The organism is Methylosinus sp. RM1 (assembly GCF_011378635.1).
Lineage (GTDB): Bacteria > Pseudomonadota > Alphaproteobacteria > Rhizobiales > Beijerinckiaceae > Methylosinus > Methylosinus sporium.
The window spans coordinates 139,089-161,493 of sequence record NZ_WOVC01000006.1; the positions used below are offsets into that span (position 1 = coordinate 139,089).

General features: G+C 65.6%; 19 protein-coding genes. 6 read left to right on the forward strand and 13 right to left on the reverse strand.

The window, feature by feature from the left end; all coding sequences use genetic code 11:
* Window positions 1-143: 143 nt before the first annotated feature.
* From FMZ75_RS06045 to dusB, 7 genes are all read right to left on the reverse strand, one after another.
* Window positions 144-1,508, reverse strand: coding sequence for a sigma-54 dependent transcriptional regulator (locus tag FMZ75_RS06045; protein WP_142864253.1), 1,365 nt, complete (start codon window positions 1,506-1,508; stop codon window positions 144-146).
* Between the two features lie 12 nt (window positions 1,509-1,520).
* Window positions 1,521-3,806: a PAS domain-containing sensor histidine kinase gene (locus FMZ75_RS06050; protein ID WP_166141697.1), complete on the reverse strand. Its 2,286-nt coding sequence runs from the start codon at window positions 3,804-3,806 to the stop codon at window positions 1,521-1,523.
* Window positions 3,807-3,859: 53 nt separating this feature from the next.
* Window positions 3,860-4,138 carry a type II toxin-antitoxin system RelE/ParE family toxin gene (locus FMZ75_RS06055; protein ID WP_166141698.1) on the reverse strand — a complete coding sequence of 93 codons (279 nt, stop codon included), beginning with the start codon at window positions 4,136-4,138 and terminating at the stop codon, window positions 3,860-3,862.
* Window positions 4,138-4,362, reverse strand: a complete 225-nt coding sequence (locus tag FMZ75_RS06060; protein ID WP_142861541.1) for a hypothetical protein — start codon at window positions 4,360-4,362, stop codon at window positions 4,138-4,140. The genes FMZ75_RS06055 and FMZ75_RS06060 overlap by 1 nt, the downstream gene beginning before the upstream one ends.
* A gap of 24 nt (window positions 4,363-4,386) precedes the next feature.
* Window positions 4,387-5,865, reverse strand: coding sequence for a nitrogen regulation protein NR(I) (gene ntrC, locus FMZ75_RS06065; protein WP_108917927.1), 1,479 nt, complete (start codon window positions 5,863-5,865; stop codon window positions 4,387-4,389).
* Window positions 5,866-5,890: 25 nt separating this feature from the next.
* Window positions 5,891-7,129, reverse strand: a complete 1,239-nt coding sequence (locus tag FMZ75_RS06070; RefSeq protein WP_246728797.1) for a nitrogen regulation protein NR(II) — start codon at window positions 7,127-7,129, stop codon at window positions 5,891-5,893.
* A gap of 63 nt (window positions 7,130-7,192) precedes the next feature.
* The gene (gene dusB, locus FMZ75_RS06075) at window positions 7,193-8,197 is read right to left on the reverse strand and encodes a tRNA dihydrouridine synthase DusB (protein WP_166141699.1); all 1,005 of its coding nucleotides are present in this window, start codon (window positions 8,195-8,197) and stop codon (window positions 7,193-7,195) included.
* Between the two features lie 146 nt (window positions 8,198-8,343).
* Here dusB and FMZ75_RS06080 point away from each other — a divergent pair, with 146 nt between their 5' ends.
* Entirely contained in the window at window positions 8,344-9,549 is a 1,206-nt protein-coding gene (locus FMZ75_RS06080; protein WP_166141700.1) for a bifunctional 2-C-methyl-D-erythritol 4-phosphate cytidylyltransferase/2-C-methyl-D-erythritol 2,4-cyclodiphosphate synthase, read from the forward strand.
* A 48-nt stretch (window positions 9,550-9,597) separates the two neighbouring features.
* Here the strand turns inward: FMZ75_RS06080 and katG are convergent, their stop codons facing one another.
* Window positions 9,598-11,775 carry a catalase/peroxidase HPI gene (gene katG / locus FMZ75_RS06085; RefSeq protein ID WP_166141738.1) on the reverse strand — a complete coding sequence of 726 codons (2,178 nt, stop codon included), beginning with the start codon at window positions 11,773-11,775 and terminating at the stop codon, window positions 9,598-9,600.
* Window positions 11,776-11,964: 189 nt separating this feature from the next.
* On the opposite strand from katG, the gene FMZ75_RS06090 reads away from it, so the two are divergent.
* The 4 genes from FMZ75_RS06090 (at window position 11,965) to FMZ75_RS06105 (ending at window position 15,941) form a co-directional block, all read left to right on the forward strand.
* Window positions 11,965-12,864: a hydrogen peroxide-inducible genes activator gene (locus FMZ75_RS06090; protein WP_166141701.1), complete on the forward strand. Its 900-nt coding sequence runs from the start codon at window positions 11,965-11,967 to the stop codon at window positions 12,862-12,864.
* 151 nt (window positions 12,865-13,015) lie between these two features.
* Window positions 13,016-14,821, forward strand: a complete 1,806-nt coding sequence (locus tag FMZ75_RS06095) for a methyl-accepting chemotaxis protein (protein WP_246728798.1) — start codon at window positions 13,016-13,018, stop codon at window positions 14,819-14,821.
* Window positions 14,822-14,869: 48 nt separating this feature from the next.
* A complete protein-coding gene (locus FMZ75_RS06100) occupies window positions 14,870-15,289 on the forward strand; it encodes a hypothetical protein (protein ID WP_166141703.1) in 420 nt (139 codons plus the stop codon).
* A gap of 151 nt (window positions 15,290-15,440) precedes the next feature.
* On the forward strand, window positions 15,441-15,941 hold the full coding sequence (locus FMZ75_RS06105) for a CinA family protein (RefSeq protein ID WP_166141704.1): 501 nt from the start codon (window positions 15,441-15,443) through the stop codon (window positions 15,939-15,941).
* Here FMZ75_RS06105 and FMZ75_RS06110 read toward each other — a convergent pair.
* On the reverse strand, window positions 15,926-16,396 hold the full coding sequence (locus tag FMZ75_RS06110) for a type II toxin-antitoxin system RatA family toxin (protein WP_018265360.1): 471 nt from the start codon (window positions 16,394-16,396) through the stop codon (window positions 15,926-15,928). The genes FMZ75_RS06105 and FMZ75_RS06110 overlap by 16 nt on opposite strands.
* A gap of 114 nt (window positions 16,397-16,510) precedes the next feature.
* Between FMZ75_RS06110 and FMZ75_RS06115 the strand changes: the two genes are divergently transcribed.
* Window positions 16,511-16,915, forward strand: coding sequence for a DUF488 domain-containing protein (locus FMZ75_RS06115; protein WP_166141705.1), 405 nt, complete (start codon window positions 16,511-16,513; stop codon window positions 16,913-16,915).
* Here FMZ75_RS06115 and lipA read toward each other — a convergent pair.
* From lipA to FMZ75_RS06135, 4 genes are all read right to left on the reverse strand, one after another.
* A complete protein-coding gene (lipA, locus tag FMZ75_RS06120; RefSeq protein ID WP_166141706.1) occupies window positions 16,842-17,816 on the reverse strand; it encodes a lipoyl synthase in 975 nt (324 codons plus the stop codon). The genes FMZ75_RS06115 and lipA overlap by 74 nt on opposite strands.
* A 9-nt stretch (window positions 17,817-17,825) precedes the next feature.
* Entirely contained in the window at window positions 17,826-18,134 is a 309-nt protein-coding gene (locus FMZ75_RS06125) for a GlsB/YeaQ/YmgE family stress response membrane protein (RefSeq protein ID WP_166141707.1), read from the reverse strand.
* A 203-nt stretch (window positions 18,135-18,337) separates the two neighbouring features.
* Window positions 18,338-21,805, reverse strand: coding sequence for a DNA polymerase III subunit alpha (gene dnaE, locus FMZ75_RS06130; RefSeq protein WP_166141708.1), 3,468 nt, complete (start codon window positions 21,803-21,805; stop codon window positions 18,338-18,340).
* Between the two features lie 212 nt (window positions 21,806-22,017).
* Entirely contained in the window at window positions 22,018-22,359 is a 342-nt protein-coding gene (locus FMZ75_RS06135; protein ID WP_018265355.1) for a phasin family protein, read from the reverse strand.
* Window positions 22,360-22,405: the final 46 nt, after the last annotated feature.

Genomic DNA, 22,405 nt, shown 5'->3' on the forward strand with positions numbered 1-22,405 from the left:
TGCGGCGAAAGGCCTCCACTTACGGTTCTGTAACCCGCTGTTTCGACGAGTTTACGACGAGACGAAACGCATCAACTAGAGCCAAACCGCCGCAGAGCCAATAGGAATTTTTCACAACGCTTTGTATCGCCGAGATTTGTTGCTCATTCTATGGCCAGCGATTTCAACTTGCGATGGAGCGCCGATCGCTCCATTCCGATGAATTCCGCGGTTCGGGAAATATTGTTGCTGAAGCGATTGAGCTGCGCGATCAGATATTCTCGCTCGAACACTTCGCGCGCCTCGCGCAGCGGCAGGCTCATCAGCTTCTCGCCGCGCACGCCGGCCGGCGTCGAGGGCACGAGCTGGCCGATCTCGGACGGGAGCATGTCGGCCGAAACCTCCGCGGTCGCGTCGCCGGCGGTCAGAATCATCAGCCGCTCCACATTGTTGCGCAGCTGGCGGATATTGCCGGGCCAATCATGCAATTGCATCACGGCGAGCGCGTCCTCGCTGATCTTGCGGCGCGGCATTCCGGATGTCGCCGAGACCTGCTCCATGAAATATTCGATGAGTTCGGGGATATCCTCGCGCCGCTCGGCGAGCGAAGGGATGCGAATCGGCACCACCGAGAGGCGGTGGAAGAGGTCTTCACGCAGAGCGCCCTCCTCGATCGCGGAGGTCAGATCGCGCGCCGATGAGGAGATGATGCGCACATCGACCTCGACTCGCGCGGAGCCGCCGACGCGCTGAAAATTCTGCTCGACCAGAACGCGCAGAATTTTCGCCTGCGTGTCCTTGGGCATGTCGGCGATCTCGTCGAGGAAGAGCGTGCCGCCATGGGCCTCCTCGAGCGCGCCGATCTTGCGCGGAGCGTCGCCGCCCTCGCTGCCGAACAGCTCTATCTCCATATTTTCCGGCGTGATCGTCGCCGCATTGATGACGACGAACGGGCCGGCGGCGCGCTGCGACGCGGCATGGATGCAGCGCGCGGCGAGCTCCTTGCCGGAGCCCGGCTGGCCGGTGATGAGCACGCGCGAATTGACCGGCGCGACGCGGGCGATGACCTGTTGCAGCTGATGCGCCGGAAAGGAGCTGCCGACGATGCGATCCGAGGCGCCGGCGCGCTGGCGCAGCGCGCTCAATTCGCGGCGCAGATGCGAGGCCTCGAGCGCGCGCTCGGCGACCAGCACGAGGCGATCCGCCTTGAAGGGTTTTTCAATGAAATCATAGGCGCCGAGCTTTATCGCGCTCACCGCGGTCTCGATATTGCCGTGGCCGGAGATCATCACCACCGGCAGGTCTTTATGCTGCTTCTGGACGATCTCCAGCACCTGCATTCCATCGAGGCGCGAGCCCTGCAGCCAAATGTCGAGGAAGACGAGATGCGGGCGGCGCTGCTCGATCGCCGCCAGCGCGCCATCGGCGTCCTTGGCGGTGCGCACGCCATGGCCCTCGTCGCCGAGAATGCCGGCCACCAGCTCTCTGATGTCTTCTTCATCGTCGACGATGAGAATGTCGCTGACCATATTCCTCACCATTCACGAAGTCCGCGCCCGTCCCTCGCCCGCCGCCGAGCCGGCCTCGCCGAGCGGAATGAACAGACGCACGCAGGCGCCGATCCCTGAAGGGGCGTCGAGCAATTCGAGTCGTCCGCCATGGTCCTCGATGATCTTGGCGACAATAGGCAGGCCGAGACCCGTGCCTTCGGCGCGCGTCGTCATATAGGGTTCGAGCAGACGCTGCCGGTTGAAGGCCGGAAAGCCTTTGCCATTGTCCACCACATCGATCTCCGCCATGCCGTCCCGCACCCCGAGGCTGATGTCGATTCGCTTGACGTCGATCCGCTTGGCGTCGAGCGCAGCGGCGTCCTCGCGCGCCGCTATGCCCTCGGCGGCGTTCTTCACTATGTTGGTCAGCGCCTGCGACAGCAGCCGGCGATCGAACACCGCGAAGACCGGCGCCTCCGGCAGATTGAGAGTCATCTCGACATCGTTATGAGCGACGCGCGTCAGAAAAAAGGCCTGACGCATACAGTCGCAGAGATCGTCGCGCACCGGCCGCGCCTTTGGCATTCGGGCGAAAGAGGCGAATTCGTCGACCATGCGCTTGATGTCGTCGACCTGACGCACGATCGTGTCGGTGCATTGGTCGAAGACATCGCGCTCGAAAGTGATGTGCTTGCCATATTTGCGCTTCAGCCGCTCGGCGGAGAGCTGAATCGGCGTCAGCGGATTTTTGATCTCATGGGCGATGCGCCGCGCCACATCGGCCCAGGCGGAAGTGCGCTGCGCGGTGACGAGATCGGTGATGTCGTCGAGCGTCACGACGAAATCCGAGCCGCCCTGCTGCGTGCTCGCCGAAGTGACGCGCACGGCGAGGGTAAGTTCCTTGGTGCCGCGCCTTATGTTGATCTGAGTCTGAATGGCGCGCGGAAAGGCCTCGACAGCGTCGGCGAGAATGGGCGCGATCTCGGGAAGCGCCTCCGCCGCGCGCGCCCCGATCGCCGCCGCGGCGCCGTCCTTCCCCGCTCCGTCTTTTCCCGCCTCCTCCTGCCCCGCCCCGCCGACGAGAAGCTCCTCGGCCGAGCGGTTGAGAACATTGATTCGTCCCTCGGCGTCGACGCCGATGACGGCGGCCGGCACGCCGGAGAGCACCGCCTCGGTGAAGAGGCGGCGCTCCTCGTTTTGGCGATTGGCGGCGAGCAGCCGGCTCTGCTGCTGCTCGATCTCGCTGGTCATATTGTTGAACACGGCGCCGAGCCGCGCGAGATCGCCATGCGAACGCTCGACATCGACGCGCACATCGAGATTGCCGGCCGAAACCTGATCGGTGGCCGCGATGAGGGCGCGGATCGGCGCCACCAGCCGGTCGACGAAATCGAGCCCGACCCATACGGCCGACAGCAGCATTATGGTGGCGAGCAGCGCATACATCACGGTGAAGGCCTTCTTCACCGCGCCGCGATAGGCCTCGAAACTGTCATAGGTGGCGATGAGATTCGCCGCCTGCTCGGGAAATTGCACGCCGAAAGGATCGACCGGACGCGTCACATAGAGGAATGTATCCGGGAAGGTCGACAGCGGCCGCAACGCGACGAAGGTGCGCCCGTCGTCTATGACGAGGCAGAGCGGCTCGCCCTTGCGCGCATCCTCGAAATCGGCGGCCGGCGGCGCGATGACGATGGCCGAGCCGTCGGCCGTCACATCGACGCGCTCCAATATCTGTCCGTCGGTCTTGACGATCGCCGCCACCGAAAAGCCGAGGAAGCGCGCCCGCGAGACGAAGAACTCGTGGAACAGGCCGCGATCGGCGTTGAACATGGCGCGCGCGCGATCGAGGTCCGAGGCGGAGAGCTGCGCCTCCTGCAGCAGCGAGCGGCATTGCGTCTCGCGGAACACGCGCGCGGCCTCCGCCGTGCTGTGGACGGAGGTCTTCACCATGGCCAGGAACTGCGGATTGAGCGCTCGCTCCAGCGTCACCGAGCCGACAATGGCGAGGATGATCGCCGGCGTCAGCGCCAAGGCGGAAAAGAAAGCGAGAATGCGAATATGCAGCCCGGCCGCCGCGGCGCCGCGCCGCCAGGAGCCGATGAGCGTGCCCGCCTTGACGAGCACCAAGGCGACTAGAAGAACCAGCGCGACGGCGTCGGCGAAGAACAGCGGATAGACGACGTCGCTGGTCGGCGCGACCGGCGCGAGCTCGGCCATGACGAAAAAAGTGGCGAGCGCGCAGGCGACGGCGGCGACCACCGCGATCGGCCCGAACCAAAGGCGCCAGGACCGCTTCCTGAGCGCGGGCGCCGGAATCTCTCCCGCCTTGGACATGCGCCTGTATAGGTCGTGGCGCCGGTTGAGGCAATGCGGGCCAGCAGCTCGCCTCAGCCGATCGGCGAACGTGCAGCGTGTCGGAAACGCAGAATCACGATCTCCACGCCGTTCGCCTGATAATCCACGAGGTAAGGATAAGGCGACGCGGAAATGCGCCGTACCGGCGGGACGCTGGTCCGACGGCCTGCGAGTGGACGCTCTTGCAGCAACGCCAGAACCGTCTGCAGCCTAATTCGGATATTGCGCGCGCCTCGAGGAGAGCGCTCCGCCACAAAGGCGAGCACAGCGTCGATATGCTGCGCCGCCCGCGCGGTGTAGCGGAGCCGCATCACTCATATTTGGCCCAGATAGCGCGGATCGTCTCGTCGGAGGCGAACTCCCCCCGTTCGACCTCCGCCAGCGCTTCCGTCAGATCGCTTTCCTCCTCCGACGTCAGCGTGACGCATTGGGTCTCGCCGTCGGCGATCTCGAGGAGAAGCCGCGCGAGATCGTCCTGCACAGGATCGGGCAGCTTGCGAATGGTTTCGAAGGCCTGTTCCAGCAGACGAGTCATGGGCGAAGCTCCTGAAGCAGGATCCTACCGCGGCGAGCGCATCAGGCGGATGTCGAGATCGTTGACCTTCTTGCGGAGCGTGTTGCGGTTGAGGCCCAGAAGCTCCGCCGCCTTGATCTGATTGCCCCGCGTCGCCGCGAGAGCGGCGGAGATCAGCGGCACTTCTATCTCGCGGATGACGCGATGATAGAGGCCGGGCGGCGGCAGCCGCTCGCCATGGTCGCGAAACAGCTTGGCGAGATATTGCTCGACCGTGGTGGAGAGCGCCACCTCCTTGTCGGAGGCCGTATCCGCCAAACTCGCCGTCGCCGATTGCAGCCGATCGCCGGGCGAGGCCTGACGCATCTCGTGCTCGAGCTCGAGCTCGACCACCGCCTCGGTGATGACCTCCTGCGGATGCAGGGCGGCGAGGCGACGAATGAGATTCTCCAGCTCGCGAATATTGCCCGGCCAGCGATAGCGCTTCATGCGGTCGAGCGCCGCCTGCTCGATGTATTTCTGTGGCAGGCCCTCGCTCGCCGCCACTTTGAAGAAGTGATGCACGAGGTCGGCGATATCCTCCGAGCGCTCGCGCAAAGGCGGCAGGCGCAGCGGCACGACGTTGAGGCGGAAATAGAGGTCCTCGCGGAAGAGGCCTTGCTGGATCAGCGCGCGCAGATCCTTATTGGTCGCGGCGATGATGCGGACATTGGTCTTGATCGGCGTGCGGCCGCCGACGGTCGTATATTCGCCCTGCTGCAGCACGCGCAACAGCCGCGTCTGCGCCTCCATCGGCATATCGCCGATCTCGTCCAGGAACAGCGTGCCGCCTTCGGCCTGCTCGAAACGGCCGATAGAGCGCTGATTGGCGCCGGTGAAGGAGCCCTTCTCATGGCCGAACAGCTCGCTCTCGATGAGATCGCGCGGAATGGCGGCCATGTTGATGGCGACGAAGGGGCCCTTCTTGCGCTTGCCATAATCGTGCAGCGCGCGGGCGACCAGCTCCTTGCCGGTGCCGGACTCGCCATTGATCATGACGGTCAGATCGGTCTGCATCAGACGCGCCAGCGAGCGATAAATCTCCTGCATCGCTTGCGAGCGGCCGACGAGAGGCATTCCCTCCATATCGTCGGGACCGTCGATCTCGTTCTTCTTGCGCGGCTCGGCCATGGCGCGGCCGACGATGCCGACCAGTTCCTTCAGATCGAAGGGCTTGGGCAAATAGTCATAGGCGCCGCGCTCGGAGGCGCGGATCGCGGTCATGAAAGTGTTCTGCGCGCTCATCACGATGATGGGCAGATCGGGGCGCAATTTCTTGATGCGCGGCAACAGCTCGAAAGCGTTTTCGTCGGGCATCACCACATCGGTGACGACGAGATCGCCCTCGCCCGATTGCACCCAGCGCCATAAGGTCGCGGCGGTTCCGGTGGTGCGCACCTCATAGCCTGCGCGCGACAGCGCTTGCGCCACCACAGTCCTGATCGCGGCGTCGTCGTCGGCGACCAGAATCTCGCCGTGGGTCATCGGAATTCTCTCCAGCAGATCGTGCTCACGAGCGGCGCTCTGTCGGCGCAGGCTCTGTTTCCTCGGCGGCGGGATGGTGTCGTCTGGCGCGTCGCTCGTCTGCTCGCTTCTCCTCGTCCTTGTTGCGGTACATCGGCATCAAAATACGGAAAGTGGTACGCCTCGGGTGAGATTCGCATTCGACGATGCCGCCGTGGTCATTGACGATCTTGGCCACCAGTGCAAGTCCGAGGCCAGTTCCGGAAGTCTTCGTGGTGACGAAGGGATCGAACAAATGCGCGGCTATGTCCTCGGGCACGCCGCGGCCATTGTCGCGCACACAGAATTCCAGCGGCAGCCCCACCGGGCGCTTGTCGCCGGCGGTGCGCAGGCTGACCCCCGGCCGGAAGGCGGTAGACAGCTCGATCTCGCCGTCTATCGAGTCGCCGATCGCCTCGGCGGCGTTCTTGACCAGATTGAGGAAGACCTGCACCAGCTGATCGCGATTGGCGGCGACCGGCGGCAGCGAGGGGTCGTAATTCTCGATGAAGCGAATGTGACGGGCGAAGCCGCTGCGGGCGACGCGCTTCACATGGTCCAGCACCACATGAATATTGACCTTCTCGCGCTCCAGCGGCCGCGAGTCGGAAAATACTTCCATGCGGTCGACGAGGCGGACGATGCGGTCGGTCTCCTCGCAGATCAGCCGAGTCAGCGCCCGATCGGCGTCTCCCACCGAGCTTTCCAGCAATTGCGCGGCGCCGCGAATGCCCGACAGCGGGTTCTTGATCTCATGGGCGAGCATCGCTGCGAGCCCAGAAACCGTGCGCGCCGCCCCCCTATGGGTCAGCTGCCTGTCTATTTTATCGGCAATTGTGCGCTCCTGCAGCACGACCAGAACGCCGCCTTCGCTGTCCGGCAGCGGCGCGCAATGCACATCGACGCGCCGCTCGCCCTCCGCCCCGGGGCGGCCGAGGTCGATGCGATATTCATTGATCGCCGAGCCACGCTCGCGCACCTGCTCGATCAGCGCCAGAATGGGCGAGCCGAAGGGCACGAGACGGCTCAGCTCCTGGCCGATGAGGATCGGCTTGCCGATCTCGAAAAACGACTCGGCCGCGGCATTGGCGTCGACGATCACGCCATCGGGCCGGATCGCCAGGATCACATTGGGCAATGCTTCGAGAATGCAGGCGCGATTATCGTCGGCGATGACGCGCAGCCTCGCGCCGACGGGCGTGGCGAGCGCGCTCTTGCGCCGGTGCGGGTTGGATTCGGCGGACATCTCGATACCTCGAACTCGTTTTCCGGCGCGGCGCGCGCCGATCCTCTATCGGACTTGAACGCGTCAACAATAGGCCGAAGCCGGCTCCCCATGCGCCGGCTCGAGCGAGAACAAGCGGCGAAGAAGTCCGCGCGCTTCCGCCGCCGAGTCGGCGGCGACCAGCGCCCGTCTGAGCCGTGCGCGCTCTTGGGCGTCTCCCTCCGCCTGCTCGGCATAGGCGGAGAGGTGTTTGCGCGCGTGGCGCAGGCCCATATTCGCCCCCATGGCGATCAGCAGACCGTCCAAATGCTCGAGCGCGGCCTCCAGCCGCGCCATGGCGGAGGGCTCGGCGCGGCGGCGGCCGGTCGCCAGAAAATGCGCGATGTCGCCGACGAGCCACGGCCGCCCCTGCGCCGCGCGGCCCACCATCACCGCATCGGCGCCGGAGGCCGCGAGCATTGCGGCGGCGTCCTGCGGCGAGGCGCAATCGCCATTGGCGACGACCGGAATTTTCACGGCGGACTTGACCGCGGCGATCGCCCGCCAATCCGCTTTGCCCTCGTAGAATTGCGCGCGGGTGCGGCCATGCACCGTCACCATGACGGCGCCCTCGGCCTCGACCAGCCGCGCCAGCTCGGCGGCGTTGCGGGAGGACTCATCCCAGCCGAGCCGCATTTTGACGCTCACCGGAACCGAGACCGCCCCCACGGCGGCGCGGACCAGTTCGGCGGCGAGCGCCGGCTCGCGCATCAGCGCCGCGCCGGCGAGGCCGCCGGTCACGCGTTTGCAGGGACAGCCCATGTTGATGTCGATCAGCCTCGCTCCCGCGGCCTCGGCCTGCCGCGCCGTCTCGGCGACGCCCGCCGGATCGCGCGCCGCGATCTGCACGATATGGGCGTCTATGCCGGAACCGTCCAGGCGCTGGCGGGCCTCGACGTCGCCACGCGCCAGCGCGCTCGCCCCGACCATTTCGCCGACCGCCGCGGAGGCGCCGAAACGCAATGCGATCCGCCGCATGGCGAGATCGGTCACGCCGGCCATAGGCGCCAGAAAGGCGCGCCCTTCTAGATGAAGCGAACCGATGCGCAAAGGCGTGGCTCCTATGGTCTCGCCTATAAATTCATCAGTTGTCATCGTGCCTACACTATATGCAGATGGTCATACGTACGCAATGCGTACATCCCCGAGAATGGTGAAAATTGACGCGAGGCCGAAAAAGCGGGAGAGGTGCCCCCATGAGCTCATCCTCGACCATTGCGATCCTCACCGTCGCCGGCGGCCGCGGCGTGCGGGCGGGCGACGGCCTTCCGAAACAATATCGTTCGCTTCTCGGCAAGTCTCTTCTGGCGCGCACGCTCGAAGCGATGCATCGGGCGGCGCCGCAGGCGCGGCTGATCGTCGCCATCCACGCCGATGACGCCGCGCTCTATCGCGCCAGCGTCGCCGAGCTTTCGGACGGCGCGCGGGCGCAGCTGCTGGAGCCGGCGATCGGCGGCGCGACGCGCCAGCAGAGCGTGCGCAATGGGCTCGAGGCGCTGGCCGTCCTCTCCCCCGCCCCGGAGATCGTGCTGATCCAGGACGCCGCGCGGCCCTTCGCCGATCCGGCTCTCGTCGCCAGGGCGATAGAGGCGGCCCGCGTATATGGCGCGGCGGTGCCCGGCCTGCCGCTCGCCGATACGGTGAAGCAGATCGACGCGGAGAGCGTCGTCATCGCCACTCCCGACCGCGCGAGCCTGCGCTTCGTGCAGACGCCGCAGTCTTTCGCCTTTCCGCTGATTCTCGCCGCGCATCGCAAGGTCGCGAGCGGCTGCGCCGAGCTCACCGACGACGGCATGGTCGCCGAGGCCGCCGGCCACAAGGTCCATGTGTTTCCGGGCGACGCCGCCAATTTCAAGCTCACCACGCCGGAGGATTTCTTGCGCGCGCAAAACGCTCTGCTGGGCGACCTCTCCGACATTCGCACCGGCCAGGGCTATGACGTCCACGCTTTCGGCGAGGGCGACAAGGTCTGGCTCGGCGGCGTTCCGGTGCCGCACAGCCACGGCCTCGCCGGCCATTCCGACGCCGATGTGCTCGCCCACGCCATCACCGACGCTCTGCTCGGCGCCCTGGCCGATGGCGACATCGGCAAGCATTTCCCGCCCTCGGACCAGCAATGGAGAGGCGCGCCCTCCTCCATCTTCCTGGCTTTTGCGGCCAAGCGCGTGCGCGAGCGCGGCGGGATCATCTCCCATGTCGACGCGACCATCGTCTGCGAGGCGCCGAAGATCGGCCCGCATCGCGACGCCATTCGCGAGAGCCTCGCGAAAATCATGGAGGTCGAAATCGGCCGCGTGGCCGTGAAGGCCACGACCTCCGAGCGCCTCGGCTTCACCGGCCGTCAGGAAGGCATGGCGGCGCTGGTGCTGGCGACGGTGCGGCTGCCAATGTCCGCCGCGTGAACGAATTTCGCCGGCCGGACTCTCCGAAGGGTCCGGCCGGCGCTTCTATTAGGACTTGCGCAAGTCGAAACGGTCTAAATTCATCACCTTGACCCATGCTGCGACGAAGTCGCGCACGAACTTCTCTTTCGCATCGTCAGAGGCGTAGACTTCCGCCACCGCCCTCAGCTCGGAATTGGAGCCGAAGAGCAGATCGACGGCGCTCCCCGTCCATTTGAGCGCGCCGCTCTGGCGGTCGCGGCCTTCGTAGACGCCTTCCGTCTCGGCCGACTTTTTCCATTGCGTGGACATGTCGAGCAGATTGACGAAAAACTCGTTGCTCAGCACGCCCGGCCGTGAGGTGAAGACGCCGAGCCGCGAATTCCCCTCATTCGCGCCGAGGACCCGCATTCCGCCGACGAGAACGGTGGTCTCGGGGACGGTGAGGTCCAACATGCTCGCGCGATCGACCAGCGCCTCGGTCGGCGATTTCTCGCCGCCTTTGGCGAAGTAGTTGCGGAAGCCGTCGGCCTTCGGCTCGAGAACCGCGAAGGATTCGACATCGGTCTGCGCCTGCGTCGCGTCCGCGCGCCCTGTCGAGACCGGAACCTCGATCGTGACGCCGGCTTTTTTGGCGGCGTCCTCGATCGCGGCGGAGCCGCCGAGCACGATGAGATCGGCGATCGACACGCGCTTGCCATCGGCGCGGCCCTTGTCGAAGCCGACCTTCACCTCCTCCAACGTCTTCACGACCTTCGCCAGCTCGGCGGGGTCGTTGACCGCCCAATCCTTTTCCGGCGCGAGGCGAATGCGCGCGCCATTGGCGCCGCCGCGCTTATCGGTGCCGCGGAAGGAGGCCGCCGAGGCCCAGGCCGTGCGGATCAGCTCGGCGTCGGTGAGGTTTGAAGCGAGGATTTTCGACTTCAATCCGGCGATATCCGCGGCCTCGATCGGCTTGTAGTCGATCGCGGGAACGGGATCCTGCCAGATCAGCTCTTCTTTCGGAACCTCGGCGCCCAAGAAACGCGCGCGCGGCCCCATGTCCCTGTGCATCAGCTTGAACCAGACTTTCGCGAACGCCCGCTTGAACTCCTCCGGATGCTCGTGAAATCGCTGGGAGATCTTGCTGTATTCGGGGTCGAGCTTCAGCGCCAGATCGGTCGTGAGCATCATCAGCGGATGTGTCTTCGTCGGATCATGCGCGTCCGGCACGATGTTTTCGGCGTCCTTCGGTTTCCACTGGATCGCGCCGGCCGGGCTCTTGGTCTTGACCCAGTCGTGGCCGAACAGATTGTCGAAGAACTGTGTGGTGAAGGAAACCGGATCGACCGACCAGGCTCCTTCCAGCCCGCTGGTGATCGTATCCGCGCCCTTGCCGGAGCCGCAGCGATTGGCCCAGCCGAATCCCTGCGCCTCGATCTTCTCCCCAGCCGGCGCCGGGCCGACGCATTTGGCCGGCGATTTGGCGCCATGCGCCTTGCCGAAAGTGTGGCCGCCTGCGATGAGCGCGACGGTTTCCTCGTCGTTCATCGCCATGCGCCCGAAGGTTTCTCTAATGTCCTTGGCGGCGGCCAGCGGGTCCGGCACGCCGTTCGGCCCTTCGGGATTGACATAGATCAGCCCCATCTGAGTCGCGGCGAGCGGTTTCTGGAGATTGCCTTTCTTGTCATTATTGCTCGCCAGAAATTTGGACGCGCCCCAATAGACGAGATCGGGCTCCCAATCGTCGCTGCGGCCGCCGCCGAAGCCGAAAGTCTCAAAGCCCATTTTCTCGAGCGCAACATTGCCGGTCAGCACCATGAGATCGCCCCAGGAGAGCTTCTGGCCGTATTTCTTCTTCACCGGCCACAGCAGCCGACGCGCCTTGTCGAGATTGGCGTTGTCCGGCCAGCTGTTGAGCGGCTCGAAGCGCTGCTGCGCCCCGCTCGCGCCGCCGCGGCCGTCGTGGATGCGATAGGTTCCGGCGCCGTGCCAGGCCATGCGGATGAAGAATGGGCCGTAATTGCCATAGTCGGCCGGCCACCAGTCCTGCGAGGTGGTCAGGACGGCGGCGATATCCTTCTTCACCGCGGCGAGATCGAGCGTCTGAAACGCCTTCGCATAGTCGAAATCCTTGCCTAGCGGGTTCGACTCCGCGGCGTTGCGGCGCAAGGGCGAGAGATCGAGCTGGTCCGGCCACCAGAATTGATTGGAATGCGGCGCGCCCTCGGCCGAGGCGGCCAGAGTCGCGCCGACGACGATCGCCATCGCCGCGGCCGTCGTCCGCAGAAATCGCAGCAAGCCCGCGCGCGAGCGTGACTTTTCGGCGCTCGCCATCATCTTTTCCATTGCAATCGACATTGCTTTCCTCCTCGTCGCGCCCCCGCCGAGCTTGCTATAGGACGCGAAATCGATTAGGTAAAATTCGAAATTCTTCGTCATCGATCAGGAAAACTGATGATCACGACCAAGCAGCTCCGCTATTTCGAGGCCCTCGCCCGCACCGAGCATTTCGGCAAAGCGGCCGATCTCTGCGCCGTGACGCAGCCGGCGCTCTCCATGCAGATCAAGGAGCTGGAGGCCGAGGTCGGCGCGCAATTGGTCGAGCGGCGCGGCAAATTGGTCACACTGACGGCCGCCGGCAGTGAGATCGCCAAGGTCGCCCGCCGAATCCTCGCCGATATTTCGGAGCTGGAGACGATGGCGGATCAGAATTTCTGTCCGCTTCGCCTCGGCGTCATCCCGACCGTCGCGCCCTATATTCTGCCCACCTTGTTCGACGCGCTCGGCGGCGGCGCGGCGGATCTGCGACCTCTGCATATTCGCGAGGCGCAGACGGCCACATTGCTGGCCGAGCTGGACGACGGCCTTCTGGATCTCGTCATGCTGGCGACGCCCGTCGATCCAGAGCTCGAATCCCTGCCGCTCTTCGAGGACCGCTTCTTTCTCGTCGCTCCTTTGGGCGGATTGCCGGAGGAAGCCGGCTCCGTCAGCGCGGAAACGCTGAAAGCGCAAAGGCTTCTGCTGCTCGAAGACGGCCATTGCCTGCGCGATCAGGCGCTCAGCTATTGCGAGAGCCGCAATGTGCTGAACATCGACACTTTCGGCATGACCAATCTGACGACGCTGGTTCAGATGGTCTCGGCGGGCATGGGTTGCACGTTGCTGCCCGAAATGAGCCTGCCGATCGAGACGGCGCGCGGCTCCATCCGCGTGCTTCGCATCGAGTCGCCGGAACCGCGCCGGACCATCGGACTCGTCTGGCGCAAATCTTCGCGCCGCGGCGATGAGTTTCGCGCCCTCGGCCGAATGATCGCGGCGTCGCGACGAAACCATCCCGAGAGGGAGATGTCATAAAAACGTCATTCAAAATAATGGCTTGAACGAATTCATCTTAGCTTTTTCGAAACTTGCGCAGCGGATGATGCCGCCACTCTCGGCATTGTCTCAACGCGTTTCCAACGCCGAGCCGGCGGCTGGAAACGCTCGCGCGCGGCGTCCAATGAAAATGAAATCGAGCATCGCAGGCAAGCTCGGCGCGGTCATCGCGCTGCTCGGCGCTCTCGCCCTCGGCCTTTCCCTTTTCGCCTTCTGGCAATCGCGCCACGACGCCGGCCGGATGGATGCGCTCGAGGCGAGCTACGCATTCGCCCTGCAGGCGCGCGGGCTCGCGCAATCCGTCCAGCATTCGGCGATCGTCGCCAACTCCGTCTTCGTATCCGACAGCAAGGCCGAGATCGAAGGAAAGCTCGGAACGCTGCGGCGAACGCTCGACGATGTGCGCGCGGCGAGCGAGGCGCTGCTCGCTCGGGCCGGCGGCCGCATCCCGGACGAGCGCAAGACGCGCATCGCGCTCGCCGTGCAGGAATTCGTCTCCTATCAGAACGACACTGTGGAGCTCGGCCTCTCCATTTCTCCCAAGGCGGCGCTTCTGCAGGCCAATGACGAGGCGACCATCGCCAATCGCGAGAAAATGGTCGCGGAGATGGAAGCCTTCGTGCGCGGAACCCTCGACGGTCTCGCCGCCGAGCGCCACGCGCGCGAAAGCGTTCGCGGCCGCGACGAGGCGCTGACGCTCGCCGTGCCCGCCGCGGTGACGAGCATCGCTCTCGTCGCCGCCATATGGATCGTCGCGACGCAGATCCGCCGCCCGCTGGCGACGATCGCGCGCGCCATGAAGCGCGCCGCCGACGGAGATTTCGACGCGACCGTGCCTCATGTCGAGCGGCGGGACGAGATCGGCGACATGGCGCGGGCGCTGCTCGCCTTCGAGGCCGCGGCGCGGGACAAGCGCCGGCTCGAGCAGGAGGCCGAGGCGCAGCGCCGAGCGGCGGCCGAGCTGCGGGAAATGGCGGAGGCGGAGCGTCGCCGCGCGGCGGAGAGCCAGGCCGCGGTCGTCGCCGCTCTCGCCCGCGGGCTGGAAAATCTCTCCCATGGCGAGCTGACCTATCGGATCGACGAGGCTTTCGCCGCCGAATACGAGGCGCTGCGCCAGAATTTCAACATAGCGGTGGAGAAGCTGCGCCGCGCCATAGCGGCGGTGGCGGCCAATTCGCGCTCGGTTCTCGAGGGGACGGCGGAGGCCGCCGACGTGGCCGGCCGCCTCGCCGACCGCAGCGAAAGGCAAGCCGTCGATCTCGAGAAGGCGACCGCCGATCTCGACCGCTCGACGGTCGCGATCGGCCACACCGCCGAAACGACCGCCGAGGTTCGCGATCTCGTGCTGCGCGCCAGCGGCAGCGCGCGGCGCGGCGGCGACGTCCTGCGCGAGTCGATCGGCGCGATGAGCGCGATAGAGACATCGTCCCGGCAGATCGGCCAAATCGTCGACATCATCGACGAGATCGCTTTTCAGACCAATCTTCTCGCGCTCAACGCCGGCGTCGAGGCGGCGCGCAGCGGCGAGGCCGGCCGCGGCTTCGCCGTGGTCGCCTCGGAAGTGCGCTCGCTCGCACAGCGCTCCTTGCAGGCGGCGAAGGAGATCGGCCAGCTCGTCTCCACCGCTCAGGCGCAAGTGAAGCGCGGCGTCGGCCTCGTGAACGAGACTAGCCGCGCCTTGACGGAAGTCGTCGAGCTGACCGCGGCTTCCGACGCTCTGGTGGCGGAGGTCGCCGCTGCGGCGAAGGAGCAGGCCGCGAGCCTCGGCGGCGTCTGTCTCGCGATCGGCGAGATCGATCGGGCGACGCGCGAGAACGCCGCGATCGCGACGCGTTCCTCGGGCGCCAGCGCCGATCTCACGGCGCGCACGCGCGAATTGATCGATCTGGTCGCCCGCTTGCGGGTGGCGGCGACGCGGGACGCGCGCGCTGCGTGAGGGTCGGGGGTGATTTGCGCGCTCGACAATCTGAGCGATAGTCGTCCTATGACCGATTGGATCGAACATTTTCGAGCGGCGGCGCGTGGACTGATCGTCGCGCATGTCTGGCGCGGATACGGCTCGACGCTGTTCCTCGAACTGGGTGAGCTGACGCCGAGTCGTCGTCGTGACGAAAGTCCGGCTGCTCCTCGAGGCGAAATCGGATTAATGATCGAATGGAGTTGGCGGATCGAGGATCAGCGGTCCGTTTTATGCGGCAGCTTCAGCGACGAGGAGTTCTGGGCACTGACGTTTGGTCGCCTCGTGGGTCGCGAGGTCATCGGACTTTCGACATTCGGCCGTCTGCCGGAGATTTTGCTCTCGCTCCGAGACGGTCTCGATGTCGCGTCCTTCATGACGACGGAGGGCGATCCAGCATGGACGATGTTCGACCGGCGCGCGCCCGAGTGTATTGCGCTCTGCTGAAGAAATGGTCTGTTCCATATCGAGCGAGATTGACCGACCGCCCTCCGCGCCTCGTGGACCCTCGACAAGCCCTCGCCGAACGGCGACGCTTTGAAGGCGCGGAGGGCGGGAATATGGTCGCCTTCCAAGCCGCTCGAGACACGATCGCCTCATGCCCTCCCCCGATCTCTCCCGCCTCGCCCGACATCTGCTCGACCTCTGCCGCGCGCAGTCTCTACGCCTCGCGACGGCCGAATCCTGCACCGGCGGGCTCGTCGCCGGGGCGATCACCGATATCGCCGGCTCCTCGGAGTCCTTCGATCGCGGCTTCGTGACCTATTCCAACGCCGCCAAGGAGGAGATGCTCGGCGTCAGCCACGAGATTCTCGAGCGTTATGGCGCCGTCAGCGCCGAGACGGCGCGGGCCATGGCGAGCGGCGCCGTCGAGCGGTCCTTCGCCGATATCGCCGTCTCGATCACCGGCATAGCCGGCCCGGGCGGCGGCAGCGTGGAGAAGCCCGTGGGCCTCGTCCATTTCGCCTGCCTGCGCAAGGGGTTCGGGGTGGAGCATATCGAGCGCCGCTTCGGCCCGGAAACGCGCGAGGCGATAAGGGAGGCCTCGGTCGCCCAAGCGCTGGAGCTGATGATCGCGGCCGCTCAGCGGCGGCCGTAGACCTCGCCGGCACGCTTGACGAAAGCGTCCGAATATTTGTGGAAGGCGGAGTCGAACATCGCCCCCATCACCAGCCCGAGCGTGCGGCTGCGGAACTCGTAATTAATGTAGAAATCGACGACCGAGCGCGCGCCGCCATCCGGCCCGGCCGGCTCGTCGGCGAAGGTCCAGCGATTTTCGAGCTTTTTGAACGGGCCGTCGACATATTCGACGAGTATCTCACGCTTGTTCGGATCGCAGGTCACGCGGCTGGTGAAGCGCTCGCACACCGCCTTGAAGCCCACCTGCATCTCCGCGAGGATGACCTCCACCCCCTCCTCGGTCGTGCTGCGGCGGCGCACGCGCAGCGCCTCGCAGAGCGGCACGAATTTGGGGTAGGATTCGACATCCTTGACCAGGGCGAACATGTCGTCGGCGCGGAAGTTCACGCGGCGGCGGTTGCGGAAGCTCTTCATGGGCGAAGCTATTACCACTATTGCGGAAGGCGCGAAAACGGCCTTTTCGTCCGCGCGACGCGAGCGCCTCGCGCCCTATGTCGCTCCCCGGGGGCTTCGACCCTGAGGAAAAGCATGTTCAAGATCAAGCGCGCCTATGAGCCGGCGAGCGCAGAGGACGGTAAGCGCATCCTCGTCGACCGCCTGTGGCCGCGCGGACTCTCAAAAGCGAAGGCCGCGCTCGACGAATGGGATCGCCTCGTCGCGCCGAGCGACGCTCTGCGCCGCTGGTACGCCCATTCGCCCCAACGCTGGCGGGAGTTCAAAACGCGCTACGCCAGCGAGCTGCACGAGACCTGTCCGCAGGAGCTGAAGCGCCTGCGCGCGCTCGGCCGCGGCAATGTGGTGACGCTGCTCTTCGCCTCCCGCGCGCCGGAGCTGAACAACGCCGCCGCGCTGAAGGAGATCATCGAGACGCGGCGAGCCTCTTCTCCCGCAGCCGCTCGAAATCCGCGCCCGCATGATGCGAGGAGCGGGTGAGCGGCGAGGCGGAGACCATCGAGAAGCCCTTGGCGTAGGCGATGGTGGAAAGCGCCTCGAATTCCTGCGGCGTCACGAAGCGGACGACCTCGTGATGCTTGCGGGTCGGCTGCAGATATTGGCCGATGGTGAGGAAATCCACATCGGCGACGCGCAGATCGTCCATCACCTGGAGAATCTCGTTTCGCGCCTCGCCGAGCCCGACCATCAGTCCGGATTTGGTGAAGATGGCGGGATCGAGCTCCTTGACCCGCTGCAGCAGCCGCAGCGAATGGAAATAGCGCGCGCCCGGCCGCACCGTCACATAGAGCGACGGCACGGTCTCGAGATTATGGTTGAACACATCCGGACGCGCGGCGACGACTTTTTCCAGCGCGCCATCCTTGCGCAGAAAATCGGGCGTCAGAACCTCGATCGTCGTCGTCGGACAGGCGGCGCGTATGGCGCGGATCGTCTCCGCTATATGCCCCGCCCCGCCGTCCTCGAGATCGTCGCGGTCGACCGACGTGACCACCACATGGGAGAGGCCGAGCTTGGCGGTCGCCTCCGCCACGCGCTCCGGCTCGGTGGAATCGAGCGCCGACGGCAGGCCGGTCGCGACATTGCAGAAAGCGCAGGCGCGCGTGCACACCGACCCCATGACGAGGAAGGTCGCGTGCTTTTTCTCCCAGCACTCGCCGATATTCGGGCAGGAGGCCTCCTGGCAGACGGTGGAGAGTCCGCCGCCGCGCAGGATCGCCCCGGTCTCGCGCCAGGCCGCCGAGCCCGGCGCCTTGACGCGTATCCAGTCCGGCTTGCGCGCCAGCGGCGTATCCGGCCGATGCGCCTTTTCCGGATGGCGGACGGCGGCCGTTTCACGCTTGCGCGGGTCGTCGTTGAGGAGATCGAGAAGGACGGTCATGGGTTGCGCCTAATGTCTCGGCCTTTCGCCCGGCCGTAGAGGAGTCGCGCCGTCGACGCGCGCCCAGAGCGAGACGCTGATTATGGACCCGAGCAGGCCAGCGAGGAAATGGCCGAGCGAGGCGTCGAGAGCAAGCCCGCAGAACTCGGCGAATTTCGCTCCGAGCCACGCGCCGACGACGCCGATCGCCATATCGGCGAAGAGCTGATCGGAGCCGCGCAGCAGGGCGCCGACGAGCCAGCCGCCGAGCGCGCCGATGACGACGAGGGGCAGAAAGCCCGCGTCGAGCCTTCCGAGAAAAGCGATCGCAGCGTCCATTTCCGCCATCCCGATCGACCGGGCGCCGCATCACGCGGTCCCTGCTCCAAGATAGGAGCCTCGCCCGCCGACAAGAAGAGGCGCGGCGTCGCAGGCTGCGGCCAGATCGCCGAGGTGAGGTTTCACATAAGAAAAATTACTTAGTTATCTCAGTAAATAAGCACTAATATCTAATGTCGTAGATGATCTGTGAATCCCACGCCTCACACATGCTCCACGGCGAGCACGCCGGGGATCGTCTTCAGCGCCCCGGCGACATCGGCCGAGACCGAATATCCGCCCGGCAGCTTGATCTCCACCTCGCTCGCCATGCGCTCCAACGCTACGACGATCGACACTTCGCCCTCGCCGCGCGTCGCCAGCCGCGACTTCAGCGCGTCGAGCGGCGCGGCGTCCTGAAGGAAGATGCGCAGCCCTTTTTGCGCCTTCGCCGCGGCGGCGGCGAGCGGCTGCACCTCGGTGATGCGCGCCCGCACATCCTCGCCCTCGAGTGCGGCGGAGAGCGTCACCAGCACGGTCGCGCCCTTTTCCAAAAGGTCGCGATACTGGTTGAGCCCCTCCTGAAACAGGATCGCCTCATACTGCCCGCTGTCGTCCGAGAGCTGGACCACGCCCATTTTCGAGCCGGATTTTGTGCGCCGCTCGGCGCGGTCGAGCACCACCGCCGCGAGCCGCCCGGCGCTCGCGCCGCGCTTCACCGCTATGATGAACTCCGCCCAGCGCGTCAGCCGCAGCCGGCCGAGCACGCTCGCATAGGCGTCGAGCGGATGGCCGGAGAGGAAGAAGCCGGCAGCGTCGAATTCGCGCTTCAGCTTTTCCGAGGCCGTCCAGGGCTGGCTCTTGGGCAGGACCAGATCCTCCTCCGCCTCCGCGCCGCCGAACAGCGCATTCTGCCCGGCCTGCCGATCCTCGGCGCAGCGATTGGCGCAGGCGAGCACAGTCTCGATCGCGCCAACGACGCGGGCGCGATCGGCGTCCAGCTCGTCGAAGGCGCCGCAGCAGGCGAGATTTTCGAGAACCTTCTTATTGACCTCGCGCGGATTGATCCGCCGCGCGAACTCCGAGAGGCTGCGGAAAGGCGCAGCGCCGCGCGTCCGCACAATCGCCTCCGCCTGCCCCTCGCCGACGCCTTTGACGGCAGAGAGCGCGTAGCGAATGGCGAGCTTGCCGTCGGCGCCGGGCGCGACGTCGAAATCGACGCCCGAGCGGCGGATGGAAGGCGGCTCCACCGCAATGCCGAGCCGCCGCGCCTCATTGCGGAATTCGGCGAGCTTGTCGGTGTTGCCCTTGTCCAGCGTCATGGAGGCGGCCAAAAACTCCACCGGATAATGCGCCTTGAACCACGCGGTCTGATAGGCGATCAGCGCATAGGCCGCCGCATGGCTCTTGTTGAAGCCGTAATCGGCGAATTTCGCCAGCAGGTCGAAGATATCGCTGGCCTTTTGCGCCGTGAGGCCGCGCTCCACCGCGCCGGTGACGAAGCGCTCGCGCTGGGCGTCCATCTCGGCCTTGATCTTCTTGCCCATGGCGCGGCGGAGCAGATCGGCCTCGCCCAGCGAATAGCCGGAGAGGACCTGAGCGATCTGCATCACCTGCTCCTGGTAGATGATGACGCCGAATGTCTCCTTCAGGATGTGCTCGATCTTGGGGTGGATGTAATCGGGCTCCTCGTCGCCGAGCTTCACGGCGCAATAGGTCGGGATATTGGCCATAGGACCCGGCCGGTAGAGGGCGACGAGAGCGATGATGTCCTCGAAATGGTCGGCGTGCATCTCGACCAGCGCCTTGCGCATACCCGCGCTTTCCAGCTGGAACACGCCCACCGTCTCGCCGCGCCCGAGCATTTGGTAAGTCTCGGCATCGTCGAGCGGGATGGCCGCGAGATCGAAATCCGCTACGCGCCGGCGCACCAGATCGACGGCGGTGGCCAGCACGGTCAGCGTCTTGAGGCCGAGGAAGTCGAATTTGATGAGGCCGGCCGGCTCCACCCATTTCATATTGAACTGGGTGGCCGGCATATCGGATTTCGGATCGCGATAGAGCGGCACCAGCGCATCCAGCGGCCGGTCGCCGATGACGACACCCGCGGCATGGGTCGAGGCGTTGGAATAGAGCCCTTCGAGCGACGCCGCTATTTTGAACAGGCGGGCGACCTTTCCGTCCTCGTCGATCGCCTCGCGCAATTTCTGTTCGCCAGCGACGGCCTCGGCCAAAGTCACCGGCTTGGCGGGGTTCTGCGGCACCAGCTTGGCGAGCTTGTCCACCTGCCCCAGCGGCATTTCCAGCACACGGCCGACGCTGCGCAGCACGCCGCGGGCCAGAAACGAGCCGAAGGTGATGATCTGCGCCACTTTCTCGGCACCATAGCGCTCGCGGACATAATCGATGACCTCGCCGCGTCGCGTCTGGCAGAAGTCGATGTCAAAATCCGGCATCGACATGCGCTCGGGATTGAGGAAGCGCTCGAAGAAGAGGCCGAAGCGCAGAGGATCGAGATCGGTGATGGTCAGCGCATAGGCGACCAGCGATCCCGCGCCCGAGCCGCGCCCCGGCCCGACCGGAATCCCTTGCGATTTCGCATATTTGATAAAGTCCGAGACGATCAGGAAGTAGCCCGGAAAGCGCATCTTCTCGATCGTGTCGAGCTCGAATTCGAGGCGCGCGTCATAGGTCTCGCGCGTCTGCCCCGGCGCGGGCGGCTGCACGAGGAGGCGCGCCTCGAGGCCTTCCTTCGCCTGCCGGCGCAATTCGCGCGCTTCTATATCCTCGAGGGATTCCCTGCCCCCTTCCCCGTCCAGCATGAAGCGCGGCATGATGGGCTTGCGCGTCAGCGGGCGAAAGGCGACCCGCCGCGCGATCTCGACCGTCGAATCCGTCGCCTCGAGGAGATCGGCGAAGAGCTCGAGCATCTCCTTACGCGTCTTGAAATAATGCTGCGGCGAGAGCCGCCGTCGCTCGGCGACGCTGGTCACTGTGCCCTCGGCGATGCAGAGCAGCGCGTCATGCGCCTCGAAATCCGCCGCCGTGGCGAAAAAGGGCTCGTTGGTGGCGACCAGAGGCAGGCCGCGCCGATAGGCGAGATCGAGCAATTGCGGCTCGACGCGCCGCTGCTGATCGAGGCCGTGGCGTTGAATCTCGACATAGAGCCGGCCGTCGAAGTGCGGCAGCAGCGCCTCGAGACGGGCGAGCGCCTGCTCCGCCCGGCCCTTGGCGAAGAGCGTGTCGAGCCCGCCCTCCGAGCCGCCGGTGAGGGCGATCAGCCCCTCGCAACTTTCGGCGAGGCTCGTCAGCGAGACATGGGAGGCCTCCCCCTGCGCCGGCTCGAGATAGGCGCGCGAGGCGAGCCGCATCAGATTGGAATAGCCCTGCTCCGATTGCGCGATCAAGACGATATGGCCGCGCCCATCGGCGGCGCCGAGGGCGCTCTGCGTCCCGTCGCCGAAATCGACAGTGAGCTGAACGGCTGGAATCGGCTGCACGCCGACCTTGGCGGCCTTTTCGGAAAACTCCAGCGCGCCGAAGAGATTATCCGTATCGGTGACGGCGAGCGCCGGCATCTGGTCCTTCTGGGCCAGATCGATGACGCGGGTGAGGGTCAGCGCGCCTTCGCGCAGCGAGAAAGCGGTGTGAACATGTAGATGAACGAAGCCGACATCGTCGATCGCGCTCATTGGACCGCCTCCTGCGACGCCTCATGCGCCTCCGGCGATCTTATCGCGCCGCAGCGCGGGGATTCGCAACGCGCGCGTCGCGTCTCCTGGATTTTACGCACAGGCTAGGTAATTTTACTGCGGCGCCGCAGAGACGATAAACGAAAAGCCGAGCGGAGGAGGCTCCGCCCGCCTTTTCCGAGACTCTTGTCGAGGACGTATCTCGCCGGCGATCACTCGCCCGCGGAATAGACTTTCGTCGCCGCCGCTTCGACCGGCTTGAACGCTTCCTTGGCGAGGCTGGAATAGAGCTCGCCGAGCTTGGTCGCCTCGGCGATGAAGTCCTCGTACGCGCCCTTGGCGTAATCCGACTGCAACTGGAGGGCTTCGTCGATCTTCTTGACGCCGATCAGCTTTTCCGCGAGGAGGCGGCTCTTTTCGAAGGATTTCTTCGAATAGTCGGTCGTCTCCGCCGCAATGGTCTGCCAGCCCTTGGTGAGGGCTGCCGCGGCCGCGGACGCCGCTTCGAATTGCTCCTTGCCCAGCTGCTGAACGCTTTCGAAAGTGGCAACCATCGGTTTCGTCCTCGTATCGAGCGCTTTCCGGCCTTCGCCCCTTGGC